The organism is Hymenobacter jeollabukensis, assembly GCF_005771675.1.
Classification (GTDB): Bacteria; Bacteroidota; Bacteroidia; order Cytophagales; family Hymenobacteraceae; genus Solirubrum; species Solirubrum jeollabukense.
Map to the genome: position 1 here is coordinate 649536 of NZ_VAJM01000002.1, position 24880 is coordinate 674415.

The window sequence follows — 24880 nt, forward strand, 5'->3', positions numbered from 1 at the left end:
CCTGTTACGTGTCACCCAATTTTCAGCCGCCCGACGACGTAGAACTTGTCGAGGACATTCACGGTGTGGGGGGCGTCTTTTTCCAGCTCGGCGGTTAGGTCCTGGCCGGCCCAGTGTTCGTAGTGGTTGCCGCGGCGCCAGAGGCGGGACTTGGTCACGTCGTAAATCAGCCCGCGGTAGGCAAACCAGATTTCGTCGCGGTCCTGCCCGTTGCGCAGGGCCAGCTGGTGCCTGGAATACTCCGGCATGGCCTCGACGGGCTGCCCGTCGGCGGTGCTCGGCTCGTGCGGAATCCCGGAGTCTTCGGCCATTATTAATTACTAATTCTCAATTATTAATTACCCCAGCAGCGCCTGCGTCAGAATCCAGCGGTTGGGCAGGTCGCCCTGGGCGGCGCGCAGGTAGTCCTGGTAGCTGCAGGGCACGATGCGGCGCACGGAGTGGTCGGCCATGCTTTCCACTTCCATCCACCACTTCTCGGTGCGCTTGGCCTTGTAGAACACCAGCTTGGCCGGGTTGCCGGGCAGGCCCACGGCGTAGCGGATAAAGCGGCGGCTCTGGAAATCGGTTTCGTAGCGGCGGTGATAGTAGCCCTCCACGAAGTACCAGAGCATGGTAGCGGCCGTAGAGGCAGCCAGGCCCAGCAGGTCGTGGTCGGGGCGGTAGCCGTAGAGGCCGATGCTGGTGAGCTGGTCGTTGTGGCCGGCGTACCAGCACAGCTGGGAGGCTTCCTCGGCGGTGAGGCCGAAAGGGGAGGCGGGCAGGTAGCCCGGAAACTCGGGCCAGCGCAGGGCCATCAAGTCGAAGCTGATCAGGTCGGCTTGGCGCAGCAGCGGCTCGGCCTGGCGCACGTCGTCCCGGATCTGGCCCAGGCGCAACGTCTCGAAGTGCAGCTTTTCCAGCGCGGCCAGTACGCTGGTCGGCACTAAGTACTGCTGGTGCGCCAGCTGGCCGAAGTTGAACAGGAAGTTCGGCTCGTGCATCAGGATGCGGCGCAGGTGGCTGTCCTCGGCCGGCACGCCGGCTTCCTCCACCATGTCCACCCGCGCGTCGATGCAGGTCAGGCTCACGGCCCGGTCCAGAGTTTCGTAGGCCAGAAACTGCCCGATGTCGAGGTCGTGGGAGCCGCCGAGCAGGATGGGCACCGTTTTTTCTTCCAGCAAAGCCGCCACGATTTCGCGCAGGCGCAGGTAGGTGTCTTCCAGCGTCAGGCCGTTGCGCAGGTTGCCCAGATCCACCAAGCGGCAGGGGCCGGTGCCGCGCTGCAGCTGGTAGAAGCGCGGCCGGATGGCGTCGGGGGCTGAGGCCGCGGGCGTGCCGGCGGCGCTGCCCCGCCACTCGTTCAGGCCGATAATGGCCAGATCGGCCCCGCGCCAGTCGGGAAACGTATCCACGAAGCGCGCGACGTGGGCGCCCAAGGTCGTACCGGAGCCGGCGGGCACATCGTCGGTGAGCGGGTCGAAGAACAGGGCCAGATTCATAGCGGAGGTAGCTGCCGCGGCGCAGGTGCCCGCGGAGGCGTAGGTCAAAACTACTCAAAAAGCCCGCCCTACGTATGAGCCTTAAAGCGCCTTAATAGGCTTTGCGCCGAAAAATCCATTTATTTCACCAGCTTTTCCCTCCCGAATTCCGCACTCATGCAAGCTCCCCGCCGCGCTTTTGATATTCTGCCGTACCAGTTGGCCACCGCTCCGAAGGCCGACTGCCTTGCCGCCAAGCGCAACGGCGAGTGGCAGAAATGGAGCACCCAGCAGGTGCTGGACTCCGTGAACCTCGTTAGCCTGGGCCTGCGCCAAGTCGGTATCGGCAAGGACGACAAGGTGGCCATCATCTCGATGAACCGCCCCGAGTGGATGTACGCCGACTTCGGCATCTCCCAGCTCGGCGCCGTGACGGTGCCCATGTACCCCACCATCACCACCGAAGACTACAAGTACATTTTCGCCGATGCGGGCGTAAAAGCCGTATTTGTGGCCAACCAGGAGCTGTACGACAAGGTGAAGGAGGCTACGGCCAGCCTGAACCTTCCCGACGACCACATCTTCACCTTCGACAAAATCAACGGCGGCCGGCATTTCGACGACCTGCTGGCCCTGGGCAAGAATGGCAACGTGGCCGACCTGGAGCCCCTGCGCGCCGCCGTGCAGCCCGACGACTTGCTCACGCTGATTTACACCTCCGGCACCACCGGCTCGCCCAAGGGCGTGATGCTCAGCCACGACAACATCCTGAGCAACTGCCGCAGCTCCCAGTCCTTCGTGCCCGTCACCAAGGACGACTCGGCCCTGAGCTTCCTGCCGCTCTGCCACATCTTCGAGCGGATGGTGACTTACCTCTACATGATCAACGGCGTGAGCATTTACTACGCCGAGAGCATGGAAACCATTGCCGACAACCTGCGCGAGGTACACCCCAATATCTTCACCACCGTCCCGCGCCTGCTCGAAAAGGTGTACGACAAGATTGTGGCGAAGGGCCACGAGCTGACCGGCGTGAAAAAGCAGCTGTTTTTCTGGGCCCTGAACCTGGGCCTGGAGTACGACACGCAGGAAGACAAGGGTTTCTTCTACAACACCCAGCTTAACCTGGCCCGCAAGCTCATCTTCTCGAAGTGGCAGGAGGCCCTGGGCGGCAACATCCGCGTCATCGTCTCGGGCGGCGGGGCCCTGCAGCCGCGCCTGGCCCGGGTGTTCTGGGCCGCCGGCATCCGCGTGATGGAGGGCTACGGCCTCACCGAAACCTCCCCGGTTATTGCCGTGGGCGGCTTCGAGCCGGAGAATAACCTCATCGGCACCGTGGGCCCGCTCATCGACAACATGGAAGTCAAGATTGCCGCCGACGGCGAAATCCTGACCAAGTCGGCCTCGGTGATGAAGGGCTACTACAACAAGCCCGAACTGACGGCCGAGGCCATCGACAAGGACGGCTGGTTCCACACCGGCGACATTGGCGAGTTCGTGAACGGCCGCTTCCTCAAAATTACCGACCGCAAAAAGGAGATGTTCAAGACCTCCGGCGGCAAGTACGTGGCCCCGCAGGTCATCGAAGGCAAGCTCAAGGAGTCGCCGCTCATCGAGCAGGCCATGGTGGTCGGCGACGGGCAGAAATTCCCCGCCGTGCTGCTGGTTCCTGCTTTTGACGAGCTAAAATCGTGGTGCAAGCGCAACAACGTGCCCGTCAACGGCTCCAACGAGGAGCTAGTGCGCAACGAGCAGGTACAGAAGATGTTCCACGAGCTGGTGGGCAAGTACAACCAGAGCTTCGCGCAGTGGGAGCAGGTGAAGAAGGAAGCCATCCTGCCCAAGCAGTGGACCGTGGAATCGGGCGAAATGACGCCGACCATGAAGGTCAAGCGCAAAGTCATCAGCGAGAACAACAAGGCCGTTATCGACAGCCTGTACAACTCGGATTCGCAGCGGTAGGCAGGCGGTTAGGTTTTCAGAACGTCATTCCGAGCTTGTCGAGGAATCTCGCGTGCTGACTTCAGGTAGTAAAATCCTCGTTGAACGAGAAAAATGCTATTCGACATCAGCACGCGAGATTCCTCGACTTCGCTCGGAATGACGGTCTTATTTGTTTCCCGTTACATCGGGGTGAGTGCTCCATCACTCGCCGGCGGAACGCATCCGATAATTTTTTCGTAAACTAGTATGCAAGCATAACATATTTGCGTACGTTTACCGGACATCGACCCCGAGATGAGACCCGAAGAAACCGTTGACTACAACATCAAAGTGGCCTGGCACGCCATTTCGCGCATGTACAATGTGCAGGCCGCCAAGCACGACATCACCACCAGCATCGGCTTCGTGCTGCTGAACATCGACCAGGAAAACGGCACGCCCGCGACCAAAATCGCGCCGCTGCTGGGTCTGGAAACCCGCTCTTTGACGCGCATTCTGCGGTCGATGGAGGAGAAGGGCCTGATCTACAAGCAGGCCGACCAGCAGGACAAACGCTCGGTGCGCATCTTCCTGACCGAAGAAGGGCTGAAGAAGAAGGAGGTGTCGCGGCAGACGGTGCGGCAGTTCAACCAGAAGATCCGGGAGAAAGTACCCGCCGACCAGCTGGAGGTGTTTTTCCGGGTCGTCGGCCAGATCAACGGGCTGATCGACAGCAAGAGCATTTTCGAGGGCTTCAAGGTGAAACCGCTGAAGCCGGCAGAGAAAAGATGAGTGGATTAGCGGCTGAGTAGATGAGCGGATAACCCCACATCTACTCAGCCGCTAATCCACTCATTTACTCATCACAAAACAACCTTTCCCACTCATTCACTTTTCCAGAGAATGAATCGCACCATCAAGAAAGTAGCCGTACTCGGCTCCGGGGTAATGGGCTCGCGCATCGCGGCGCACTTTGCCAACATCGGAGTGCAGGTGCTGCTGCTCGACATCGCGCCGAAGGAGCTGCTGCCCGCGGAAGAAGCCAAGGGCCTGAAGCTGGACTCGCCGGCGGTGAAAAACCGCATCGTCAATGCCTCGCTCGACGCGGCGGTGAAGGCCAACCCGTCGCCGCTGTACCGCAAAGCCGACGTGAGCCGCATCAAAACCGGCAACTTCGACGACAACCTCAAGGACATTGCCGGCTGCGACTGGACGATTGAGGTGGTGGTGGAGCGGCTCGACATCAAGAAGAGCCTGTTTGAGCGGGTGGAGCAGTACCGCAAGCCCGGCACGCTTATCACCTCGAACACCAGTGGAATACCGATTCACCTGATGACGGAAGGCCGCTCGGAGGACTTCAGGAAGCACTTCTGCGGCACGCACTTCTTCAACCCGCCGCGCTACCTGAAGCTGCTGGAAATCATTCCGACGCCGGATACGGACCCGGCAGTGGTGGGTTTTCTGATGCACTACGGCGACCTGTACCTGGGCAAGACCACCGTGCTGGCCAAGGACACGCCAGCGTTTATTGCCAACCGGGTGGGCGTTTTCGCCATCATGGACGTGCTGCAGGTGATGCAGCAGCTGGGCATGACGGTGGAGGAAGTCGACAAGCTGACCGGCCCGGTTATCGGCCACGCCAAGTCGGCCACCTTCCGCACCTCCGACGTGGTGGGCCTCGACACACTGATGAACGTGGCCAACGGCCTGGCCCAGAACCTGCCCCACGACGAAGCCCGGGACGCCTTCCAGCTGCCCGAGTTTCTCAAGAAAATGGGTGAGAACAAGTGGCTGGGCGACAAAACCGGCCAGGGCTTCTACAAGAAGGTGAAAGGGGAGGGCGGCAAGTCGGAAATCCAGGCGCTGGACCTCACCACGCTGGAATACAAGCCCAGCCAGAAGGTGAAGTTCGCCACCCTGGAAACTACCAAGGCCATCGAGAAGCTGGCCGACCGCTTCAAGGTGCTGGTGGCCGGCAAGGACAAGGCCGGGGACTTTTACCGCAAGACTTTCGCCGGGCTGTTCGCCTACGTGTCGAACCGCATTCCGGAAATCACCGACGCGCTCTACAAAATCGACGACGCGCTGCGCGCCGGCTTCGGCTGGGACATGGGCCCGTTTGAGACCTGGGACGCGCTGGGCGTGCAGAAAGGACTAGAGCTAGCTCAGGCTGAGGGCAAAACCGTGGCCCCCTGGGTGCAGGAAATGCTGGCCGCCGGCAACGCCTCCTTCTACAAAGTGGAAGGCGGCGTGAAGAAGTTCTACGACATCGAAACCAAAGCCTACAAAGCCATTCCGGGCGTTGAGAACTTCGTTATTCTCGACAACCTGCGCGCTTCGGGCAAGGTGGTATGGAAAAACTCGGGCGCGTCCGTTATCGACCTCGGCGACGGAATCCTGAACGTGGAGTTCCACTCGAAGATGAACGCGCTGGGCTCCGACGTTATCCAGGGTCTGCTGAAAGGCGTGGAGCTGGCCGAAAAGGACTTCCGCGGCCTCGTGGTGGGTAACGACGCGCCGAACTTCTCGGCCGGCGCCAACCTGGGCCTCGTGTACATGTTCGCGCTGGAGCAGGACTACGACGAGCTGAACATGATGATTGCGCAGTTCCAGCAGGCCATGATGCGGATGCGCTACAGCAGCATCCCGGTGGTGGGCGCCCCGCACGGCCTCACCCTGGGCGGCGGCTGCGAGCTGAACCTGCACTGCGACAAAGTGGTAGCGGCGGCCGAAAGCTACATCGGCCTGGTGGAGTTCGGCGTGGGCCTGATTCCGGGCGGCGGCGGCTCCAAGGAAATGACGTTGCGCACCGCCCTCAAGTACGAGGAAGGGGAGCCGGAATACAACCTGCTGCGCAACGCGTTCATGACCATTGCCACCGCCAAGGTGTCGACCTCCGCCCACGAAGCCTTCGACCTGGGCTTCCTGCGCCGCGGCGACGAAGTGGTGGTCAACAGCAACCGCGTCATTGCCCAGGCCAAAGCCGCCGCCATCGAGCTGGCCGAGGATGGCTACACGATGCCGGTGCAACGCACCAACATCAAGGTGCACGGCCGCGGCGCCCTGGGCATGTTCATGACCGGCGTGCACGCCATGCGCGTGGGAAACTACATCTCCGACCACGACCTGAAAATTGCCAACAAGCTGGCCTACATCATGTGCGGCGGCGACCTGTCGGCGCCCACGGAAGTATCGGAGCAGTACCTGCTGGATCTGGAGCGCGAAGCCTTCCTCTCGCTCTGCGGTGAGCGGAAGACCCTGGAGCGTATCCAAAGCATCCTCACGACTGGTAAGCCGCTGCGCAATTAAACCTCACCCCCTAGCCCCCTCTCCTTAGGGAGAGGGGGGACTAGCTTCTAGCTTTAGAACTAGTTGGGTGCCTGAAGTCATCGAAAGAACTCATCCTTGCCCGAACCAGCTAAAAACTAGTCTAAAGTCTAGTTCCCCCTCTCCCTAAGGAGAGGGGGCTAGGGGGTGAGGTTTCTAAAGACTAACCGAACATGGAAGCATACATCGTAGCTGGTTACCGCACGGCCGTGGGCAAAGCGCCCCGCGGTGGTTTCCGCTTCACCCGCCCCGACGACCTGGCCGCCGAGGTCATCAAGCACCTGCTGAAAGAGGTGCCGCAGCTCGACCCGACCCGCGTCGACGACGTCATCGTCGGTAACGCCGTGCCGGAAGCCGAGCAGGGCCTGCAGATGGGCCGGCTGATTTCGTTGCTGGCCCTGCCCATCAACGTGTCGGGCCTCATCGTGAACCGCTACTGCGGCTCGGGCGTGGAAACCATTGCCATGGCCGTGGGCAAAATCAAGGCCGGCATGGCCGACTGCATCATCGCGGGCGGCACCGAAAGCATGAGCCTGGTGCCCACCGTCGGCTGGAAGACCGTACCGAACTACAAGCTTGCCCAGCAGCACCCCGACTACTACCTCGGCATGGGCCTGACCGCCGAAGCCGTGGCTCAGGACTACAAAATCAGCCGGCAGGACCAGGACGAGTTCAGCTACCAGTCGCACCAGAAAGCCATCAAGGCCATTGCCGCGGGCCGCTTCAAGGAGCAGATTGTGCCGATTACCGTCGAGGAAACCTACCTCGACCAGGCCACCGGCAAGAAGAAAACCCGCTCCTACGTGGTCGATACCGACGAAGGCCCCCGCGCCGATACTTCGGTGGAGGCTCTGGGTAAGTTGCGCCCGGTCTTCTCCGCCACCGGCTCGGTTACGGCCGGCAACTCCTCCCAGACCTCCGACGGCGCGGCTTTCGTGGTCGTTATGTCGGAGCGGATGGTAAAAGAGCTGAACCTGGAGCCGATTGCCCGCATGGTGAACTACGCCACCGAGGGCGTCGACCCGCGCATCATGGGTATGGGCCCGATCAAGGCCGTGCCGAAAGTGCTCAAGCAGGCCGGCATGAAGCTGGAGGACATCGACCTGTTCGAGCTGAACGAAGCCTTTGCCTCCCAGTCAATTGCCGTGGTGAAAGAGCTGGGCATCGACCCCGAGAAGCTGAACGTGAACGGCGGCGCCATTGCCCTGGGCCACCCGCTGGGCTGCTCCGGCGCCAAGCTCTCGATTCAGCTGTTCCACGAGTTGCGCGCCCGCGGTCAGAAGTACGGCATGGTCACGGCCTGCGTGGGCGGCGGCCAGGGCGTAGCCGGCATCTACGAGCTGCTGAAGTAACGGCCCGCTAGAACGTCATGTCGAGCTTGTCGAGACATCTCGCTGGATGGTAAAATCCTCGTTGAACAGAATTTACTATCTGGCGTCAGCACGCGAGATGTCTCGACTTCGTTCGACATGACGTTCTTGTAGAAACCCGCCCATCATCAGAACCCCCGCCGATATACCGGTGTTCTGATATTGCCAACTACCAGAAGCCCCGTCTCTTCGGGGTTTCTTTTTCAAAAAGTAGTCGGCACGCCTAACATTTTTTCTTACCTTTCGGTATCCACTGCCAGCCGGCGCTTGTCGGCCCCAGATAGTCGGCAAGCCGAACAGTTTCCCACATCAACATTCCCACCACGGCCATGGAAGTAAGCAACAAACTTGTCAAAGGCGGCGAGTTCATCATCAAGCCGACCGAAGCCCACGACGTATTCACGCCCGCCGACTTTTCGGAGGAGCAAAACATGATGCACCAGACCGCCCTGGACTTCGTGGAGAAAGAAGTACAGCCCCTGCTGGAGCGCCTCGACAACCACGAGGAAGGCCTGATGCGCGGTCTGATGGAAAAGGCCGGGGAGCTGGGTTTGTTCGGCGTGAGCATCCCCGAGGAGTTTGGCGGGCTGAACATGGACTTCCCCACGTCCTTGCGCGTGACGGAGGGCGTGGGCGGCGGCCACTCGTTCCCGGTGGCCTTCGCGGCCCACACCGGCATTGCCATGCTGCCCATTCTGTACTTCGGTACCGAGGAGCAGAAGCAGAAATACCTGCCCGGCCTGACCTCCGGCGAGCTGATGGGCGCCTACTGCCTCACCGAGCCCGGCTCAGGTTCCGACGCGCTGGGCGCCAAGACCAAGGCCGTGCTGACCGAGGACGGGGAGCATTACGTGCTCAACGGCCAGAAAATGTGGATTACCAACGGCGGTTTTGCCGACGTGTTCGTGGTCTTCGCCAAGATTGACGGGGAGCAGTTCACCGGCTTTATCGTGGAGAAAACCAACCCCGGCCTGAGCCTCGGCAACGAGGAGCACAAGATGGGAATCAAGGGCTCCTCCACGCGCCAGGTATTCCTGTCCGACTGCAAAGTGCCGAAATCGGCCGTGCTGGGCGAAATCGGCAAGGGCCACCTGATTGCCTTCAACATCCTGAACATCGGCCGCATCAAGCTGGCTGCGGCCTGCCTGGGCGCCTCCAAGATGGCCGCCACGCTGAGCGTGAAATACGCTAACGAGCGGGTGCAGTTCAAGCTGCCGATCAGCAAGTTCGGCGCCATCAAGTACAAGCTGGCCGAGCAGGCTATCCGCATCTACGCCGTGGAATCGGCCATTTACCGGGCGGGTATGGACATTGCCCGCATGGAGCAGGAGCTGCTCGGCAAGGGCCAGAGCCACAACGAGGCTTTGCTGGGCGCCGCCCGCGAGTTTGCCGTGGAGTGCGCCATCCTGAAAGTGGAAGGCTCCGAAGTGCTCGACTATGTGGTGGACGAAGGCGTGCAGATTTACGGCGGCTACGGCTTCTCGGCCGACTACCCGATGGACCGCGCCTACCGCGACTCGCGCATCAACCGCATCTTCGAGGGTACCAACGAAATCAACCGCATGCTGGCCGTCGACATGATCCTGAAAAAGGGTCTGAAAGGCGAGCTGGATTTGATGGGCCCGGCCCAGGCCGTGCAGCAGGAGCTGATGGCCATTCCGGACTTCGGCGGCGACGAGGACAACAGCCTGTTCGCGGCCGAGCTGCGCACTATTGCCAAGCTGAAAAAGGCCATCCTGATGGTGGCTGGCACGGCCGTGCAGAAGTACATGAACTCCCTGGCCAAGGAGCAGGAAGTGCTGATGAACATTGCCGACATGGCCATCAAAGTCTACACCGCCGAAAGCACCATTCTGCGCGTGCAGAAGGAAGCCGGCGTGAAAGGCGAAGAAGCCGTGGCCCAGCAAATCGACATTGCCCGCGTGTACCTCTCCGACACGGTGGACAACGTAAACAAGTTCGGCAAAGAGGCCATTGCTTCCATGACCGAAGGCGACGAGCAGCGCCTGCTGGCCCTGGGCCTGAAGCGCTTCACCAAAGCCGACCTCTACAACGCCAAGGACGCCCGTCGCCGCATCGCCGACGTGCTGATCCAGGCCAACGAATACGCGTTCTAACCCGGAACGCAGCAGAACAACTGGCCGCGGGGAAACGGCCGGTTGTGTATTTCCCGATGGGGGAAAACTTAAAAGGGCCGCTCCGGTATCGGGGCGGCCCTTTTTGTGCGTTGGTTCTAGGTGCTAATCGGCAATGGCCAACAAGCCCTGGTCAGCAGCGGAGGCATTTAGCAGCAGCACAAACAGCCGTTGCTCGGGCGTGCTCACGTCGTTGGGCCGCAGCTGGGGGTGGCGGTGCAGCAGCAGTTGCAGCTTCATCTGCGCCACACCGTTGCTCCAGCGGAAGTCCTGGTCGTAGTCCAGCCGGCCTTCGATGATGCGCTGCGCCTGCAGCTCCGCAAAGTCCTCGGCCGACAGCTCGCCGGCTTTAGGCAATTCGTCGAGCCGCATCCGGCTGGGCCGGGGCGCTTCGTCCGGCAACAGGTAGAAGGTCAGCACGGCTTATTTGAATACCAGCTTGTTGAGCTGCAGCGCGGCCGACTTCTTGCTGGGCCGGGTCACCACAATCATCGTCTTGCCGTCGAGCCAGGCGGTGAAGTCCTTCACGTAGGCCACCTGCTGGTCGTTGGCCACGTTCAGGCCCAGGGCCTTGGGCTCGGTCACGGTGCCCGCCAGCCCGCCGATTTTGCGCAGGTACAGGTCGGTTTTCTCCTTGAGCTTTTCCAGCGTCACCACCTGCACGTCGTTGCCGATGGGCGCGGCCCGGTAGCCGATGCCGGTGAAGCTTTCGGTGATGGGCGCCGCCTGGTTTTTGGCAATGATCTGGTGCCAGGTCGGCGACTGGAACTCGTTGTAGCCAAACACGTGCAGCTCCCGGGCCCGCACCGGGGCGTCGGGGCCTTCCTCTGCCTTGTGCTCGGCAATGACCACCACGTTCTGGTCCTCCGTGCGCACCACGTCCGACAGGTAAATGTCGTCGAGGCGCTTGTAGCTGGCGCCGGTGAGCTTGTTGGTCTCGGCCAGGTATTCAGGCGTGAACTTGAACTCGGGTGCGAACTTCATGTCGGCCGCGGCGAAGTCGAACTTCACCAGCTTCAGGCTGTGGTACTCGCCCGAGGCGTAATCGGCGCAGATGGTGGCCGCGTAGAGCGTCTGCCCGTCGAGCAGGCGCCACTGCGAGTCGCGCACGGTCACCTTCTTACCGCCAAAGACGCCGCCCACCGTCACCGCCATGACTTTGATGTCGGCTTCCTGGTCGCGGTAGCGGCGCACCGTGAGCTTCTGGTTGTCGTCGCCGATGAGGGCCACGTACTGGGTGCCGTCGTTGGCCACGTGCACGCTGGGGGAGAAGAACGAGCCCAGGTCGCGGAAGTCGTAGGTGCGGTCTTTGAGCTTGCTCAGCTGCCGGTCGTAGTGCGCCGCCGTCAGCGACTTGATCTGCGCGTCGCGCGTCACGTAGCGCCACGCCACCAGCTGCGTCCCGTCGGGCGAGATGCTAATGCCCGGGCGGCGCTCCTGGGTGCCTCCTTCGGCCACTTTCTTAGCACTCAGCTTCTGGCCCGTCTTCAGATCGACGGGCTGAATGAGCAGGTGCTGGCCGGTTTCGTCGCTGTGGTGCAGCACCACCAGCGCCTGCTGGTCGTTCCGGGCAAAAGCCTCCATACTTTCTCCAGGCGCCACTGGCACCGTTGCCGTCCAGAGCTTTTTCAGATCAGCGTCGTAACGCTCCACGGCGTACTCGCTGGCCGAGCGGTGACTCAGGATGATGAAATCCTGGCTGCCGGGTAGTGTCAGGGTTTTTATATGAACCCGCTGATTGTAAGGGTCTTCGCTGTGCTCGGGTACGTAGGCAAAGGGCGTAGAGCGTACGCGCTGGGCCTTTGCCGGCGGCGCCTGTAGCAGCGCTACGGCCAATAGGCCGGCCGGCAAAATTTTTAAAATTGTAAAGCGCAAGTCGTTAGGTGGTTAACGGAGCGAGAGTCGTCCAAAGGAGAAAAATGTACTCCCCAAAGGTATCATTCAGTCGACCATTCCCGTAAAGGCCCCGCCGGGGGACGCCTGAAATGAAATATTCATGCTTTCATAACTTCCGGAGCGTCACCTAATGCAACCGTTGCCGTTTCCTTTGTAAAGCTGACTAATACAGATTCAACGGGCAAAAAGCTTGTTAATTTGTATATAATTAATAAATTTGTGCACAGATTGGGCTTTTCAGCTGCGCCACGCTGATTTCTGTGCTTGAAGACCACGCCACTGGTCTTCACTGACCGCGCCAACCGGGCTCGGCAGAAATCCAGGCTTCCGTCGTATACGGCGGGCCGCTCCCTCCACCGAACGTTTCCTTCACATGAAGTCTTTATTACAGTTTTTTTTACTGATTGCCCTTGTCCTCGTCGGTAAACAGGTAAAGCAACAGTCGCAGGCGGCCCCGTCGCAAGCCACCACGCCGCCGACCGTTCAGCAGCATGCCGAATCCATCCAATCGTTTTTCGTGCAGCATGTTAGCTACCAGCATGTACCGGCGCAGGCGGTTGGCGTAGAGTATGGGCGAAAGAACAACTCTGTAACTCTCAACTAGATTACAGAACGGCTACAAGGCCGTTTTTTTATGCCTGTATCGTTAATAATCAGCAAGGTTAGCTGATCCGGCTCCAGTTTACCGCCGTAGCCGGCAACGACTCGATATGCCGCCGGATGTTCTGGTTCTCCGGCTTACTCAGCGTCGGGTCCTCGTTGAGTATTTCCTGCGCCGCCGCCCGCGACTCGGCCAGGATCTTCCCATCCTTGGCCAGGTCGGCCACCAGCAAATCCAGCACGCCGCTCTGCTGGGTGCCCATCAGGTCGCCGGGGCCGCGCAGCTTCAGGTCGATGTCGGCAATTTCAAAGCCGTTGTTGGTCCTGACCATCGTTTCCAGCCGCGTGCGGGTGTCCTTGCTCAGCTTGTAGCCCGACATCAGCACGCAGTAGCTCTGGTCGGCGCCGCGGCCCACGCGCCCGCGCAGCTGGTGCAGCTGCGAGAGGCCAAACCGCTCCGACGACTCAATGACCATCACCGAGGCATTGGGCACGTTCACGCCCACCTCAATAACGGTGGTAGCCACCATGATCTGGGTCTGGCGCTGCACGAAGCGCTGCATTTCCGCGTCCTTCTCGCCGGCCGTCATGCGCCCGTGCACGATGCTGACCTGGTACTCCGGAAACGCCCGCGTCACGCTCTCGAAGCCGTCCATCAGGTCCTTGTAGTCGGCCATGGCTTCGCTTTCCTCGATGAGCGGGTACACCACGTAGCACTGCCGGCCCTTGCGGATTTCCTGGCGCATAAACTCAAACACCTTCAGGCGGTTGGCGTCGAAGCGGTGCACCGTCACGATGGGCTTGCGGCCCGCCGGCAGCTCGTCGATGACCGACACGTCCAGGTCGCCGTAAAGCGTCATGGCCAAAGTGCGCGGGATGGGCGTAGCCGTCATGACCAGCACGTGCGGAATCACGTTCGGGTTTTTCTGCCAGAGCTTGGAGCGCTGCGCCACCCCGAAGCGGTGCTGCTCGTCCATGATGGTCAGGCCCAGGTTCTTGAACTGCACCACGTCCTCCAGCAGCGCGTGGGTGCCCACCAGCATGTGCATCTCGCCGGAGCGCAGCTGCTCGTGCAGCACCCGGCGCGCGGCCGTGCGCGTGGAGCCCGTCAGCAGCCCGATTTTGAGGCCCAGCATATCGGCAAACTTCTTCAGGCCCTCGTAGTGCTGGTCGGCCAGGATTTCCGTGGGCGCCATCAGGCAGGACTGCGCCCCGTTGTCGGCCGCGATGAGCATGCTGATGAAGGCCACTATCGTCTTCCCAGAGCCCACGTCGCCTTGCAACAGGCGGTTCATCTGCTTGCCGGCCGTGAAGTCCTTGTAGATGTCGTGAATGACCCGCTTCTGCGCCATCGTCAGGTCGAAGGGCAGCACGTTCTTGTAGAAGTGCGTGAGTGTGGGCACCTTGTCGAAAATCTGCCCGGCCAGCTCCACCTTGCGCACCTCGCGCTGCCGCAGCAGCTTGAGCTGCACGTAGAACAGCTCCTCGAACTTCAGCCGAAAACGGGCCGCTTGTAGCAAATCGGCGCTCTGCGGGAAGTGAATCTGCTGCATGGCCTCCGCCTTGGGCATCAGCGCGTAGCGCTGAATCAGCTCCGGCGAGAGGGTTTCGTGAAAGTGCGGCGCGCAAAGCTTGAGCACCTGCGCCGTGAGCCGCGAAATACCCTTGCTGTCGAGGTTGAAATTGCGCAGCTTGTCGGTGCTGGAGTACACCGGCTGCAGAAACGAGGTGCCCGGCTTCTGCTCCGACACTTCCTCCAGCTCCGGGTGCGCCATCTGCGGCTTGCCGTTGAACATGGCCGGCTTGCCGAAGATGATGTACTCCTGGTGGTTCTTGATGAATTTCTCGAACCACTTCACGCCCTTAAACCACACCAGCTCCAGCTGCCCGCTCTCGTCCTGGGCATGGGCCACCAGCCGCTGCTTACGGCCTTCGCCCAGCACTTCCTTGCTGCGGATAGTGGCCTTCACCTGCACCATCGGCAGGTCGTCGTGCAAATCGACTACGTTGTAAAACTGCGTGCGGTCGAGGTAGCGGAACGGGTAGAACTGCACCAAATCACCGTAGGTGAACAGGTTCAGCTCCTTGGCCAGCACGTCGGCCCGCCGCGTGTCCATGCCGCGCAGCAGGGAAATCTTGGTGGTGAAAAAGCTACTCAAGGGTTAGATTGTTAAATGGTTAAATTGCTGAATTGTTGATTGTTCCGAATAAATCTGAACGACCAGCCATTTAACATTTGACCATTTAGCCATCAAGGCCTATTGATATTTCAGGGTGTTGACGAGGTGCACGATGTCCGCCTTCACGTAGTCGATGACCGGCTGCAGCGAATCGTTGGCCACCGCCGTGCGGAAGTACAGCGCCCCGCGGAAGAAGTGCTTGGTGGAGTCCGTGGTGTAGAACTGAAACTGGCTCGGCACGTCGCCGCTCAGCTCAAATACGGCCACTTTCTTCCCGTCGGGCGTCTTCAGCGTGTTTTCCTCGATGGCCGTAGCCTTGATCTGGTGCTTGCCGGTGAGCTTGCGGGCATCCTCCATCATCTTGGCGAAGAGCTTGGGGTTGCCGTTGAGGTCGGTGTAGGTAATCTGCACGTTGGCGTGCAGCTTGGGGTAATTTACGTTGATCCAGTGCGGCTGCGCCAGGTACGAGGAGTCCCGCAGTATCCGCGCCGACTTCGAGTACTCAAACTGATACGGGTGCCCCGGCGCCAGCCGCTGGTAGGCGTGCGGCGGCAGGTCGATGCGGTTGTAGCCTTTGGGTTTGGGCGTGTAGTCCGGCGCGGAACTGCAGCTGGTTAGCAGCAGCCCGGCAGCCAGCAACGCGCAGCAGGAGCGAAGCACAGGCAGAACGTGAGGATGATAATCCAAAATTAACCGGAAATCGGCGCGCCACGGTGCCAGCGACGGGCAGATAAAGCAAAACCGCCCCGGCCAGCGCGTGACCGAGGCGGCAGTTGCCGATTAACAGCTGAATTAGAACGGCAGTTCGTTCAGCTCAGCTTCCTGACGGAAGGTCTTCTGCTCGGCCGGCGCTGCCTGTGCACCGCCCTGCTGGCCGCCCGCTTGCTCGTTATGAGCACGGCCGCCACCCAGCATGGTGATTTCGTCGGCTACGATTTCGGTTACGTAGCGGGTCTGCTGGTCCTTGTCCTGGTACTGACGCGTGCGAATCTTGCCCTCCACGTAGATGGACTGGCCCTTCTTCACGTACTTCTCGACCATTTCGGCCAGCCCGCGCCAGGCCACGATGTTGTGCCATTCGGTGCGCTCCACGCGGTTGCCCTGCTTGTCCTTGTAAAACTCGTTGGTGGCCAAACGGAATTGCGCCACGGCCGCGCCGCTTTCCAGGTGCCGTACTTCCGGGTCAGTGCCCAGATTGCCGATAAGGATTACTTTGTTTACGCTCGACATGGTGTCTTCTTGTGTGTGGTTGAAGATGAGGTATAAAGCATTGAATTGCTTATACAATAACTAAATAAATTTGCTTAATTCCAAATATGTTAGTAATTAAATTATTGATTTCTGTTCCAGGTAGTTGGTGATGATAACCGGCTTGGGTAACTCATCCAACTGGGCCGCAGCATAAGCCTCTAAGCCAGATGATTGTAGCGCCTGAGCCGGCAGCGGAGCATCCAGCCACAGCTCGTGAAACCGGGCTTCTACCTTCTGATGGCTCAGCGTATGCCGCATCAGCGCTGCCGGCTCACTTACCCGATCCGTCGCTACCCGCGCCCCAAGCTGCTCCAGTTCCGCCAGCAAAGCCTTGGCCGGCAGTTCGGCCTCCGGCGTTTCCAGCAGGTGAAAGTCGAAGAGGCCGTGCCAGATGTCCTTGCCGCCGCGCCGCCGCAGGTATACCTGCTCCCCGTGCCGCAGCACGAAGTAGTGGAAGTAGCGCGTGCGGGCCGCCTTGGCCTTCGACTTCACCGGCAACTGCTGCACCATGCCGTGCTGAAACGCGAAGCACTGCTCCCGCACCGGGCAAAACAGGCAGTCGGGGTTCACCGGCGTGCACTGAATGGCCCCAAACTCCATGATGGCCTGGTTGTAGTCGGCCGGATTTTCGTAGGAAATCAGCTGGTCCGCCAGCTGCTGAAACTCCTTGCGCGCCGCCGGCAGGGCAATGTCGGTGGTAATGCCGAACACCCGGCTCAGCACCCGGTACACGTTGCCATCAAGCACCGCCACCCGCTCCCCGAAGGCGAAGGAGGCAATGGCCGCCGCCGTGTACGGACCCACGCCGCGCAGCTTCAGCAGCTCGGCGTAGGTGCCGGGAAACTGCCCGCCGTACTCGTTCACGACCTGCTGGGCAGTGAGCCGCAGGTTGCGGGCGCGGGAGTAGTAACCCAGGCCCTGCCAGAGCCTTAGAACCTCTTGCTCGGGGGCGTTGGCCAGGTCCTGCACGGTGGGATAAGCGGCCAAGAACCGTTCGTAATAGGGGAGACCCTGCTGCACGCGCGTCTGCTGCAGAATGATTTCCGATAGCCAGATGGCGTACGGATTTTGAGTGTGGCGCCAGGGCAGGTCGCGGCGGTGGCGCGGGTACCAGTCCAATAAGGCCTGGGCAAAGAAAGGCTGGGCCGGTTGGGTACGAAAGTTGCTCAACTTGTTGATTGTGAATATATTGCTTTGTAATTGCTTTCCGTCATGGTATTTGGCAATTACATTTGTAAAACCAAAAAACGGGGCTACCTTTGTGCCCCGAAATGCCTACCGGGCAAGGGCTTACGGGAATTTGAAAGCTTTTTGCCCATTCTTTTTTTCACTTTTCAGGTTCCTAATACAGTGACCAAAGCAGAAGTAATTGCCGAGATTGCCGAGAAGACCGGCATTGAAAAGACCGACGTGTCCGCTACCGTTGAGGCTTTTTTCAAAGTGGTGAAGGATTCGATGGCCAACGGCAGCAACATCTACGTGCGTGGCTTCGGTAGCTTCGTAAACAAGAAACGCGCCCGGAAAGTAGCCCGTAACATCTCGAAAAACACGTCGATTATCATCGACGAGCACTTCATCCCGAGCTTCAAACCCTCGAAAACCTTCATCAGCAAGATCAAAAACAGCAAGAAGGTAAAAGAGCAGCCGGTACAAGCCTAAGCTCCGGCTAGGCCCAAAACCGCTCGGTTCTTCGTAAACTTGCCGGCCGCCGCCGTGCTGGTCTGCCCCGAAAGCAGCAGCCCGGCGGCAGCCTTTTTCTTCCACGTATGGCTGCCAGCCGCTCCGTCGCTTCCCCCCAACTGTTCATTCTCATCCTTGCCGCCGCCGTGGTGGTCGGGCTGTTTTTGCTGCCGAAAGGGGTGATGAAGCCGAAGGAAGGCAAAGGCGAAGCTGCCCGCGACGCCGCCAAAACGGCCAACCGCGACGGGGGCGGACCCACTACCAGCGGCTCCAAAGCCGAAGCTTCCTCGGGCCCGGTTTCGGCCAGCGCCGGCACTACGCCGGAGCAGCCGCACACCATGGCCTCGGCCGAGCAGCGCAAGGAACTCAGCACGCTGGTAGCCCGCTACCGGACGGCCGATGGCCCTAGCAAGCTGCGCGTGGCCAACGACCTGGCGGCGCAGTACCAGAAGGTGCAGCGTTTCGACAGCGCCGGCTACTACTACGAGCAGGTGGCTATGGCCAAGCCCGGGGAGCAGGCGTGGAAGCGCGCCGCCGATCAGTACTTCGAGGCCTATAGCTTCGCGGCGACTGAGGAGCGCGCCAAAATGCTGAGCGCCAAGACGCGGGAGCTGTACGAGAAAGTGCTCAAGCAGAACCCACAGAACCTGGACGCCAAAACCAACATGGGTATGGCCCTGATGGCCAGCGAAAACCCCGTGTCCGGCATCATGATGCTGCGCGAGGTGCTGGCCGCCGACCCCAAAAACGAAAAGGCACTCTACAATCTGGGCATCCTGGCGCTGCAAAGCAACCAGGCAGACAAGGCAGTGGAGCGTTTTCAGGAGTTGGTGAAGGTCAACCCCAAGAACGTGAACGGTCAGTTCTACTTGGGTGTCGCCCTGGCGCAGGACGGCAAGAAAGAGCAGGCAAAACAGGCTTTCCTGAAGACCAAAAGTCTCAGCGCGGATCCTGGCTTGCTGACCTCCGTAAACGAAGAACTCAAAAAGCTTCAATGAGGTACAACATCAGAACGTCATTCCGAGCGTAGCCGAGGAATCTCGCGTGCTGATGTCGGATAGTAATTGCTATCTGACGAAGCGGTAGAGATGCTTCGACAAGCTCAGCATGACGCGCTGGGTACCTAGAAAATCAATCAACCCAACCCTTAACCACTCTAACTCATGCCCTGCGGTAAAAAGAGAAAGCGCCACAAGATTGCCACCCACAAGCGGAAGAAGCGTCTGCGCAAAAACCGTCACAAGAAGAAGTAAGCCCGCGGGGGTTTGCTGGGCGCTAACCGGCTGGCTATGAGCCACCGCGCGCCCTATGTTTCACCCCGCCGACTCCCGGGCGTGGCTTTGTGGTTACGTTCTCCCCGTGGAACAGAAAAGGGGGAAGCTGGTGCCTCGGCGCTGGCTTCCCTTCTTGGCTTATGCGAGGCGGAAGGTATTGACTAACAAGAATCTGCGTCCGGACAGCCGGCTAACCCCGAACTCCATTGAGTAACGAGTTAATCATTAATTCGACTCAGGAAGGCGAGCGGATTGCCCTGCTTCAGGACAAGCGGCTGATCGAGTATCACTTCGACCGCAACGACACCAACTACGCGGTAGGCGACATCTTCCTTGGCACCGTCAAGAAAGTTATGCCCGGCCTGAACGCCGCGTTTATTGATATCGGGTATCAGAAGGACGCCTTCCTGCATTACGGCGACCTGGGCGAGCAATTCCAGACCCTGGCCAAGTGGACGCGCCTCGTCCACGGCGGCAAGGCGCCGGTGGCGCACCTGAAGGGCTTCCCGCGCGACGCGGCCCTGGAGAAAGTCGGCAAGATGGCCGACATCGTCAAGAAGGGCCAGCAGCTGCTGGTTCAGATTGTCAAGGAGCCGATTTCCACCAAAGGCCCGCGCCTGTCCTCGGACCTGTCGATGGCCGGCCGCTACCTCGTGCTCATTCCGTTTTCCGATACCATTTCGGTGTCGAAGAAAATCGTGAGCCGCAACGAGCGGGAACGGCTCAAGCGCCTGATTGCGTCGATTAAGCCTGACGGCTTCGGCGTGATTATCCGCACCGTGGCCGAGGGCCGCGACGTGGCCGAGCTGGACCGCGACATGACCAACATGGTGAGCATGTGGGAGCAGCTCTACCAGAACCTGCGCACGGCCAAGCCGAACGACAAGGTGCTGGGCGAGCTGGGCCGCACCTCCTCCATGCTGCGCGACATGCTCAGCGACTCGTTCGACGCCATCCACGTCGACTCGCAGCCCATGTACGAGGAGCTGCGCAGCTACCTGCAGCAGATTGCGCCCGACCGGCTGGATTTGCTGAAGCTGTACACCGGCAAGACGAAGATTTTTGAGCAGTTCGACATCGAAAAGCAGCTCAAAACCCTCTTCGGCAAAACCGTGACCGTGCCCGGCGGCGGCTACCTCGTCGTCGAGCACACCGAGGCGCTGCACGTCATCGACGTCAACTCGGGCAACAAGAGCAACCAGCAGAGCGACCAGGAAGCCACCGCGCTGATGGTCAACCTGGCGGCGGCCAAGGAAGTGGCCCGGCAGCTGCGGCTGCGCGACATGGGCGGCATCGTGGTGGTCGACTTCATCGACATGCGCTCTGGCGACAGTCGGAAGAAGGTGGAAGACACGGTGCAGCAGATCATGGCCCGCGACCGGGCCAAGTTCACCATCCTGCCGATTACCAAGTTCGGGCTCCTGCAAATCACGCGGCAGCGCGTGCGGCCCGAGCAGAACATCATTACCACCGAGGTGTGCCCCACCTGCGGCGGTACCGGCAAGATTACCGCCTCCATCCTGGTCACCGACGAAATCGACTTCAGCATCGATGAGCTGCTGGTGAACCAAAACCACGCGGGCCTGACCCTGCACGTGCACCCCTTCCTGCACGCTTACTATACCAAAGGCCTGGTAAGCAAGCAGATGAAGTGGTACATGAAGTACTACAAGTGGGTGAAAGTGGTGAAGGATACCTCGCTGGGCCTCACCGACTACCGCATCCACGACGAGCGGGGCGAAGAAATCGAGCTGCACAGCCGGGCAGCCGAAATCAATAGCCTGCAGGACCGCGACGACGAATCGGACGACTAAGCCGGCCGCTTCGTGCGCTGATTACAAACCACGACGCCCCCACCGTTCACGCTTCTGGAACGGTGGGGGCGTCGTCGGTTTCCGGGGCCTGACTTTAGAACTTCAGGCCGAGGTCGAGGGCAATTTCACGGTTCTTGATGCTCACGTCCTTATACTTGCGCGTGTTGTCGAAGAACCGGTCGACGTTGAACAGGCCGTGGTGGTACGACACGCCGGCAAACACCTTGGTGCTCTGGCCAAGCTGGTACTCGACGCCGGTGCCGCCCAGCAGGCCGAAATCGGCGAACAGGAAGTGGCTGCGGGAGCGTTTCTGCTCGTTGCTGTTGGCCGGGTCGGTGAAGTACTTTTCGTCGTTGATGCGGCCGCCGGTGAGGCCGCTGACCACGCCACCAACCTGGAAGTACAGCTTCACGTCGGTAGCCACCTCGTTGGTGAACAGCTTCACCGTTACGGGCACTTCCACGTACTGCAGCCGGACTTTCTGCTTTTGCGTGATGTTGTTGCCCACGCCAGTCAGCGAGGGGTCGTAGTAGGTGATGGTGCCGCCCTTGCCGGTCAGCTGCAGGCCGGTGCTGAAGGCGTAGTTCTGGCCGAAGAAGTAGTCGACCACCAGGCCGCCGCCGATGCTGGCCAGGCTGCCGTCCTTCTCGAAGTTGTACTGTGAGGGCGAGGTAGCGGCCAGGCTGCTGACGCTGGGCGACACTTTCAGACCGATTTCGACCTGGGCCGAGGCGGTGGTGACGGCGCCGCCCGTGAGCAGGGCCAGCGCGAGTAGGGCTTTTTTCATAGGAAGGATGACACGCTTAAGCCGCGCCGTGCGTTGCTGATGCCAGGCCGGATACGGGCGGGCCGGCGTTTTGGCTAATTTCGCCCTAAATATAGACGCCCCTTGCGACCAACCATGCGTTTCCCGCGTTTGCACTCCTGGCTGAGCCTGCCGGCTCTGGCAACCCTGCTGCTCCTGCAAACCGCTTGCAGCCGCGACGAGAAGTCCTGTGAAATGCCCGCCGACGTGGCCGCCGTGCAGGCGCCCGTGCAATTGCAGCGCCTGGAGAAGCCCTTCTTCCAGATCCGCACGCCCGCCGACGCCAAGCAGTTTATGGATCGGGAGCCGCTGTTTGCCCGCTACTTCCTGCAGCGCCCGAAGTACCCTTCCGACGAAGTGCTGCAGCAGACGCTGGTGAAACTGGCTACCAATCCCGGTCTGCAGAAGCTGGGCCAGCAGGCCGACAGCACCTTCCAGAACGCCGAGCAGTGGCAGGGCAATCTGCAGCGCATGTTCCAGTACGTGCGCTACTATTTCCCCGATTTCAAGGTGCCGCAGGCCAAAACCTTCGTCAGCGGCCTGAGCCAGGATATCTTCGTCAACGACAGCCTGCTGGTCATCAGCACCGATTTCTTTGTGGGTCCGAAGGCGGTGTACCTGCCCAACGTGCCGGCTTACATCCAGCGCCGCTACCGGCCCGAATACGTGCTGCCGACGGTGGCCCTGGCCGTGTCGAGCAAATACAACAAGAAGGCGCTGACCGCCACCACCACGCTGGCCGAGATGATTCAGAACGGCAAAGCGCTGTACTTCGCCGAAAAGGTGCTGCCCTGCGCCGACGACTCGCTGCTGATTGGCTTTTCGGCCAAGGACCTGGAGAACGTGCACTTCAACGAGGCCAAAATCTGGGGCCACTTCCTGCAGAAAAACCTGCTGTACGATACCAACCCCTTCCTGATCCAGAAGTATGTGGGCGAGCGGCCCAACGTGCCCGAAATCGACAAAACCTGCCCCGGCCGGGTGGGCCAGTGGGTGGGCTGGCAGATTGTGCGCAAGTACATGGCCGACAACCCCAAGGTGACCCTGGCCCAGCTCATGGCCACCAAGGACGCCCAGCGCATCCTGAGCGACTCGCACTACCGCCCCCGGAAGTAGTGAAATGGTGAGGCGGTGAACTGGTGAGTGACGTTCTGGCTGCGCAGGCTGCGCGGCTGTGCTGTAGCTTCCCAACCATCAAACTCATCAGTTCACCACCTCACCATTTCACCTTCCCGTGCGCATTGCCGTTTTCAGCCAGTACCACACCAACCCCGACTGTCCGGCCACCAGCAGGCATTACAGCTTGCTGCAGCACATTGCCCGCCGGCACGAGGTAACGCTGATAACGACTAACACCTGGGAGCGGCAGCGTCTGACACAGCAATACCCCTGGCTGCCCGAAGGCGTGCAGCTGCTGGCCGCCGATATTCCCTACCACAACCGCATGGGTGTGGCGGCGCGGGGCTGGGCCTTCGTGAAGTACATGGGCTATGCCTGGCGCCAGGGGCTGCGCATTCCGAAACCCGACGTTATCTGGGGCATCAGCACGCCCCTGTCGGCGGCCTGGGTGGCCGGGCAGGTGGCGCGGCAGCGGCGGGTGCCCTGGGTGTTCGAAGTGCAGGATCTGTGGCCGACGTTTCCCATTGAAATGGGAGCGGTGCGCAACCCGCTGGCCCGGCAGCAGCTGTATGCGGCCGAGAGACGCCTTTACGAGCAGGCCCAGCACATTGTCACCCTCTCGCCGGGCATGACGGATTACGTGCGCCAGCTGGGCATTGACGACGCCAAAATCAGCACCATCCTGAACGGCACGGACCTCGATCAGGCGGCCCGCGCCACGCCCGAAGCCGTGGCGGCGCTGCGGCACGAGCAGGGGCTGGAAGGCCGGCCGGTGGTGCTGTATGCCGGTACCTTCGGCCGCGCCAACGACATTTCCACGCTGGTGCAGGCCGCTGAAACCCTGTATCATCAGCGCCCTGAAGTAGTCTGGCTGTTTATGGGCCACGGCTACTACGAGCCCATGCTGCGCGAGGCGGCGGGCCGTTGCCCCGCTATCCGGCTGGTGCCGCCGCAGCCGCGGCACGCCGTATTCACCTGGCTGGCCGCGGCCGATGTATCGGTGGTGTCGTTCATCAGCAAGCCCGTGCTCGACACCAACTCGCCGGCCAAGTTCTACGACAGCCTCGCCGTTGGCACACCCGTTGTCGTCACCAACCCGGGCTGGACCAGGCAGTTTGTCGAAGAGCACCGCTGCGGCTGGTACGTGCCCGCCGAGCAGCCGCAGCTACTGGCCGCGCAGTTGGGGCGCATCCTTGAGGCCCCGGCGGAAACGCGGGCCGCCGGGCAGCGCGGGCAGGCCGTAGCCCGGCAGTTGTTCGACCGGCAGCAGCTGGCAGCCCGGATGCAGTTGATTCTGGAGCAGGCGGCCGGCTAAACCGGCGCAACTGCGGGCTCCAAAGTCGGCTTTACCGAGTTGTTATAGTACTTGCAGATATCCGTCAGCGGGCACTGCAGGCACTTGGGGCTGCGCGCCACGCAGATGTAGCGGCCGTGCAGAATCAGCCAGTGGTGGGCCTTCGGAATCAGCTCCTCCGGAATGTGCTTGACCAGTCCTTTCTCCACCGCCAGCGGCGTGGTGGCCGAACGCGGCACCAAGCCCAGGCGGTGCGCTACCCGGAACACGTGCGTATCCACGGCCATGGCGGGCTGATTGTAGATAACCGACACGATGACGTTGGCCGTCTTGCGCCCCACGCCGGGCAGCAGCTGCAGGTCTTCGAGTCGGTCGGGCACTTCGCCATCGAACTTCTCTACCAGCATGCGGCCCAGCCCAGCCAGGTGCTTGGCCTTGTTGTTCGGGTACGACACGCTGCGGATAAATGGGAAGATGTCTTCCGCCGAAGCCGCTGCCAGCCGCTCCGCCGTCGGGAACTGCTCGAACAGCTTGGGTGTGACCAGGTTCACCCGCTTGTCGGTGCACTGGGCGCTGAGCACCACGGCCACCAGCAGCTCGTAGGGGCTGCCGTAGTGCAGCTCGGTTTCGGGCGCGGGAAAGTTTTCGGTGAAGTACCCTAGAAAGCGGCGAAACCGTTCGGCCAGGCGCATAAAAGGTGAAATGGTGAGGTGGTGAAATGGCGAGTCAGCCTTTCAACAAAGCTACACTCC

At 60.8% G+C, this 24880-nt stretch carries 21 protein-coding genes; 11 read left to right on the forward strand and 10 right to left on the reverse strand.

Annotated elements, in window-relative coordinates:
- Positions 1–11: 11 nt before the first annotated feature.
- Together FDY95_RS06820 and FDY95_RS06825 are read right to left on the reverse strand one after the other, a co-directional pair.
- Positions 12–248: a cytochrome b5 domain-containing protein gene (locus FDY95_RS06820; protein WP_138076263.1), complete on the reverse strand. Its 237-nt coding sequence runs from the start codon at positions 246–248 to the stop codon at positions 12–14.
- A 90-nt stretch (positions 249–338) separates the two neighbouring features.
- Positions 339–1481: a formimidoylglutamase gene (locus tag FDY95_RS06825; RefSeq protein ID WP_111479914.1), complete on the reverse strand. Its 1143-nt coding sequence runs from the start codon at positions 1479–1481 to the stop codon at positions 339–341.
- Between the two features lie 156 nt (positions 1482–1637).
- On the opposite strand from FDY95_RS06825, the gene FDY95_RS06830 reads away from it, so the two are divergent.
- The 5 genes from FDY95_RS06830 to FDY95_RS06850 all read left to right on the forward strand — a co-directional run bounded on the left by FDY95_RS06830 (position 1638) and on the right by FDY95_RS06850 (position 10197).
- Complete coding sequence (locus FDY95_RS06830; RefSeq protein ID WP_138075993.1) at positions 1638–3422, forward strand: AMP-dependent synthetase/ligase; 1785 nt, start codon at positions 1638–1640, stop codon at positions 3420–3422.
- A gap of 276 nt (positions 3423–3698) precedes the next feature.
- On the forward strand, positions 3699–4175 hold the full coding sequence (locus FDY95_RS06835) for a MarR family winged helix-turn-helix transcriptional regulator (RefSeq protein WP_138075994.1): 477 nt from the start codon (positions 3699–3701) through the stop codon (positions 4173–4175).
- A 111-nt stretch (positions 4176–4286) separates the two neighbouring features.
- Complete coding sequence (locus FDY95_RS06840; protein WP_138075995.1) at positions 4287–6692, forward strand: 3-hydroxyacyl-CoA dehydrogenase/enoyl-CoA hydratase family protein; 2406 nt, start codon at positions 4287–4289, stop codon at positions 6690–6692.
- Between the two features lie 191 nt (positions 6693–6883).
- Positions 6884–8062, forward strand: coding sequence for a thiolase family protein (locus FDY95_RS06845; RefSeq protein ID WP_138075996.1), 1179 nt, complete (start codon positions 6884–6886; stop codon positions 8060–8062).
- A gap of 347 nt (positions 8063–8409) precedes the next feature.
- The gene (locus FDY95_RS06850) at positions 8410–10197 is read left to right on the forward strand and encodes an acyl-CoA dehydrogenase family protein (RefSeq protein WP_138075997.1); all 1788 of its coding nucleotides are present in this window, start codon (positions 8410–8412) and stop codon (positions 10195–10197) included.
- Between the two features lie 123 nt (positions 10198–10320).
- Here the strand turns inward: FDY95_RS06850 and FDY95_RS06855 are convergent, their stop codons facing one another.
- Together FDY95_RS06855 and FDY95_RS06860 are read right to left on the reverse strand one after the other, a co-directional pair.
- Positions 10321–10635, reverse strand: a complete 315-nt coding sequence (locus FDY95_RS06855; RefSeq protein ID WP_138075998.1) for a hypothetical protein — start codon at positions 10633–10635, stop codon at positions 10321–10323.
- A gap of 3 nt (positions 10636–10638) precedes the next feature.
- Positions 10639–12051, reverse strand: a complete 1413-nt coding sequence (locus FDY95_RS06860; RefSeq protein ID WP_138075999.1) for a hypothetical protein — start codon at positions 12049–12051, stop codon at positions 10639–10641.
- A 433-nt stretch (positions 12052–12484) separates the two neighbouring features.
- Between FDY95_RS06860 and FDY95_RS06865 the strand changes: the two genes are divergently transcribed.
- Positions 12485–12715 (forward strand): hypothetical protein, encoded by a 231-nt coding sequence (locus tag FDY95_RS06865; protein ID WP_138076000.1) that lies wholly within the window; start codon positions 12485–12487, stop codon positions 12713–12715.
- A 58-nt stretch (positions 12716–12773) separates the two neighbouring features.
- Here the strand turns inward: FDY95_RS06865 and recG are convergent, their stop codons facing one another.
- The 4 genes from recG to mutY form a co-directional block, all read right to left on the reverse strand.
- Complete coding sequence (recG, locus tag FDY95_RS06870; protein ID WP_138076001.1) at positions 12774–14870, reverse strand: ATP-dependent DNA helicase RecG; 2097 nt, start codon at positions 14868–14870, stop codon at positions 12774–12776.
- Between the two features lie 99 nt (positions 14871–14969).
- Positions 14970–15557, reverse strand: coding sequence for a gliding motility lipoprotein GldD (gldD, locus tag FDY95_RS06875; protein ID WP_456237380.1), 588 nt, complete (start codon positions 15555–15557; stop codon positions 14970–14972).
- 126 nt (positions 15558–15683) lie between these two features.
- Entirely contained in the window at positions 15684–16121 is a 438-nt protein-coding gene (locus FDY95_RS06880) for a single-stranded DNA-binding protein (protein WP_138076002.1), read from the reverse strand.
- Positions 16122–16217: 96 nt separating this feature from the next.
- The gene (mutY, locus tag FDY95_RS06885) at positions 16218–17312 is read right to left on the reverse strand and encodes an A/G-specific adenine glycosylase (protein ID WP_246073950.1); all 1095 of its coding nucleotides are present in this window, start codon (positions 17310–17312) and stop codon (positions 16218–16220) included.
- A 42-nt stretch (positions 17313–17354) separates the two neighbouring features.
- Here mutY and FDY95_RS06890 point away from each other — a divergent pair, with 42 nt between their 5' ends.
- The 3 genes from FDY95_RS06890 to FDY95_RS06900 all read left to right on the forward strand — a co-directional run bounded on the left by FDY95_RS06890 (position 17355) and on the right by FDY95_RS06900 (position 20910).
- Entirely contained in the window at positions 17355–17801 is a 447-nt protein-coding gene (locus tag FDY95_RS06890) for an HU family DNA-binding protein (RefSeq protein ID WP_262710171.1), read from the forward strand.
- 107 nt (positions 17802–17908) lie between these two features.
- Entirely contained in the window at positions 17909–18820 is a 912-nt protein-coding gene (locus tag FDY95_RS06895) for a tetratricopeptide repeat protein (RefSeq protein WP_246073951.1), read from the forward strand.
- A 482-nt stretch (positions 18821–19302) separates the two neighbouring features.
- Positions 19303–20910: an Rne/Rng family ribonuclease gene (locus FDY95_RS06900; RefSeq protein WP_138076006.1), complete on the forward strand. Its 1608-nt coding sequence runs from the start codon at positions 19303–19305 to the stop codon at positions 20908–20910.
- A 94-nt stretch (positions 20911–21004) separates the two neighbouring features.
- Here FDY95_RS06900 and FDY95_RS06905 read toward each other — a convergent pair whose 3' ends face one another.
- Positions 21005–21697: a porin family protein gene (locus FDY95_RS06905; RefSeq protein ID WP_138076008.1), complete on the reverse strand. Its 693-nt coding sequence runs from the start codon at positions 21695–21697 to the stop codon at positions 21005–21007.
- A gap of 114 nt (positions 21698–21811) precedes the next feature.
- Between FDY95_RS06905 and gldB the strand changes: the two genes are divergently transcribed.
- Positions 21812–22831: a gliding motility lipoprotein GldB gene (gene gldB, locus FDY95_RS06910; protein WP_138076010.1), complete on the forward strand. Its 1020-nt coding sequence runs from the start codon at positions 21812–21814 to the stop codon at positions 22829–22831.
- A gap of 118 nt (positions 22832–22949) precedes the next feature.
- Entirely contained in the window at positions 22950–24149 is a 1200-nt protein-coding gene (locus FDY95_RS06915; protein ID WP_138076012.1) for a glycosyltransferase family 4 protein, read from the forward strand.
- Here the strand turns inward: FDY95_RS06915 and nth are convergent.
- Entirely contained in the window at positions 24146–24820 is a 675-nt protein-coding gene (gene nth / locus FDY95_RS06920; RefSeq protein WP_138076014.1) for an endonuclease III, read from the reverse strand. The two genes, FDY95_RS06915 and nth, sit on opposite strands and share 4 nt — an antisense overlap.
- Positions 24821–24880 lie beyond the last annotated feature (60 nt).

Coding starts and splice junctions, on each gene's coding strand:
- FDY95_RS06830 (WP_138075993.1), top strand. CDS start 1,638: ATGCAAGCTCCCCGCCGCGCTTTTGATATTCTGCCGTACCAGTTGGCC.
- FDY95_RS06845 (WP_138075996.1), top strand. CDS start 6,884: ATGGAAGCATACATCGTAGCTGGTTACCGCACGGCCGTGGGCAAAGCG.
- FDY95_RS06880 (WP_138076002.1), bottom strand. CDS start 16,121: ATGTCGAGCGTAAACAAAGTAATCCTTATCGGCAATCTGGGCACTGAC.
- gldB (WP_138076010.1), top strand. CDS start 21,812: ATGCGTTTCCCGCGTTTGCACTCCTGGCTGAGCCTGCCGGCTCTGGCA.
- FDY95_RS06890 (WP_262710171.1), top strand. CDS start 17,355: ATGGTATTTGGCAATTACATTTGTAAAACCAAAAAACGGGGCTACCTT.
- FDY95_RS06895 (WP_246073951.1), top strand. CDS start 17,909: ATGGCTGCCAGCCGCTCCGTCGCTTCCCCCCAACTGTTCATTCTCATC.
- FDY95_RS06820 (WP_138076263.1), bottom strand. CDS start 248: ATGCCGGAGTATTCCAGGCACCAGCTGGCCCTGCGCAACGGGCAGGAC.
- FDY95_RS06840 (WP_138075995.1), top strand. CDS start 4,287: ATGAATCGCACCATCAAGAAAGTAGCCGTACTCGGCTCCGGGGTAATG.
- FDY95_RS06905 (WP_138076008.1), bottom strand. CDS start 21,697: ATGAAAAAAGCCCTACTCGCGCTGGCCCTGCTCACGGGCGGCGCCGTC.
- FDY95_RS06865 (WP_138076000.1), top strand. CDS start 12,485: ATGAAGTCTTTATTACAGTTTTTTTTACTGATTGCCCTTGTCCTCGTC.
- FDY95_RS06850 (WP_138075997.1), top strand. CDS start 8,410: ATGGAAGTAAGCAACAAACTTGTCAAAGGCGGCGAGTTCATCATCAAG.
- FDY95_RS06825 (WP_111479914.1), bottom strand. CDS start 1,481: ATGAATCTGGCCCTGTTCTTCGACCCGCTCACCGACGATGTGCCCGCC.
- nth (WP_138076014.1), bottom strand. CDS start 24,820: ATGCGCCTGGCCGAACGGTTTCGCCGCTTTCTAGGGTACTTCACCGAA.
- FDY95_RS06835 (WP_138075994.1), top strand. CDS start 3,699: ATGAGACCCGAAGAAACCGTTGACTACAACATCAAAGTGGCCTGGCAC.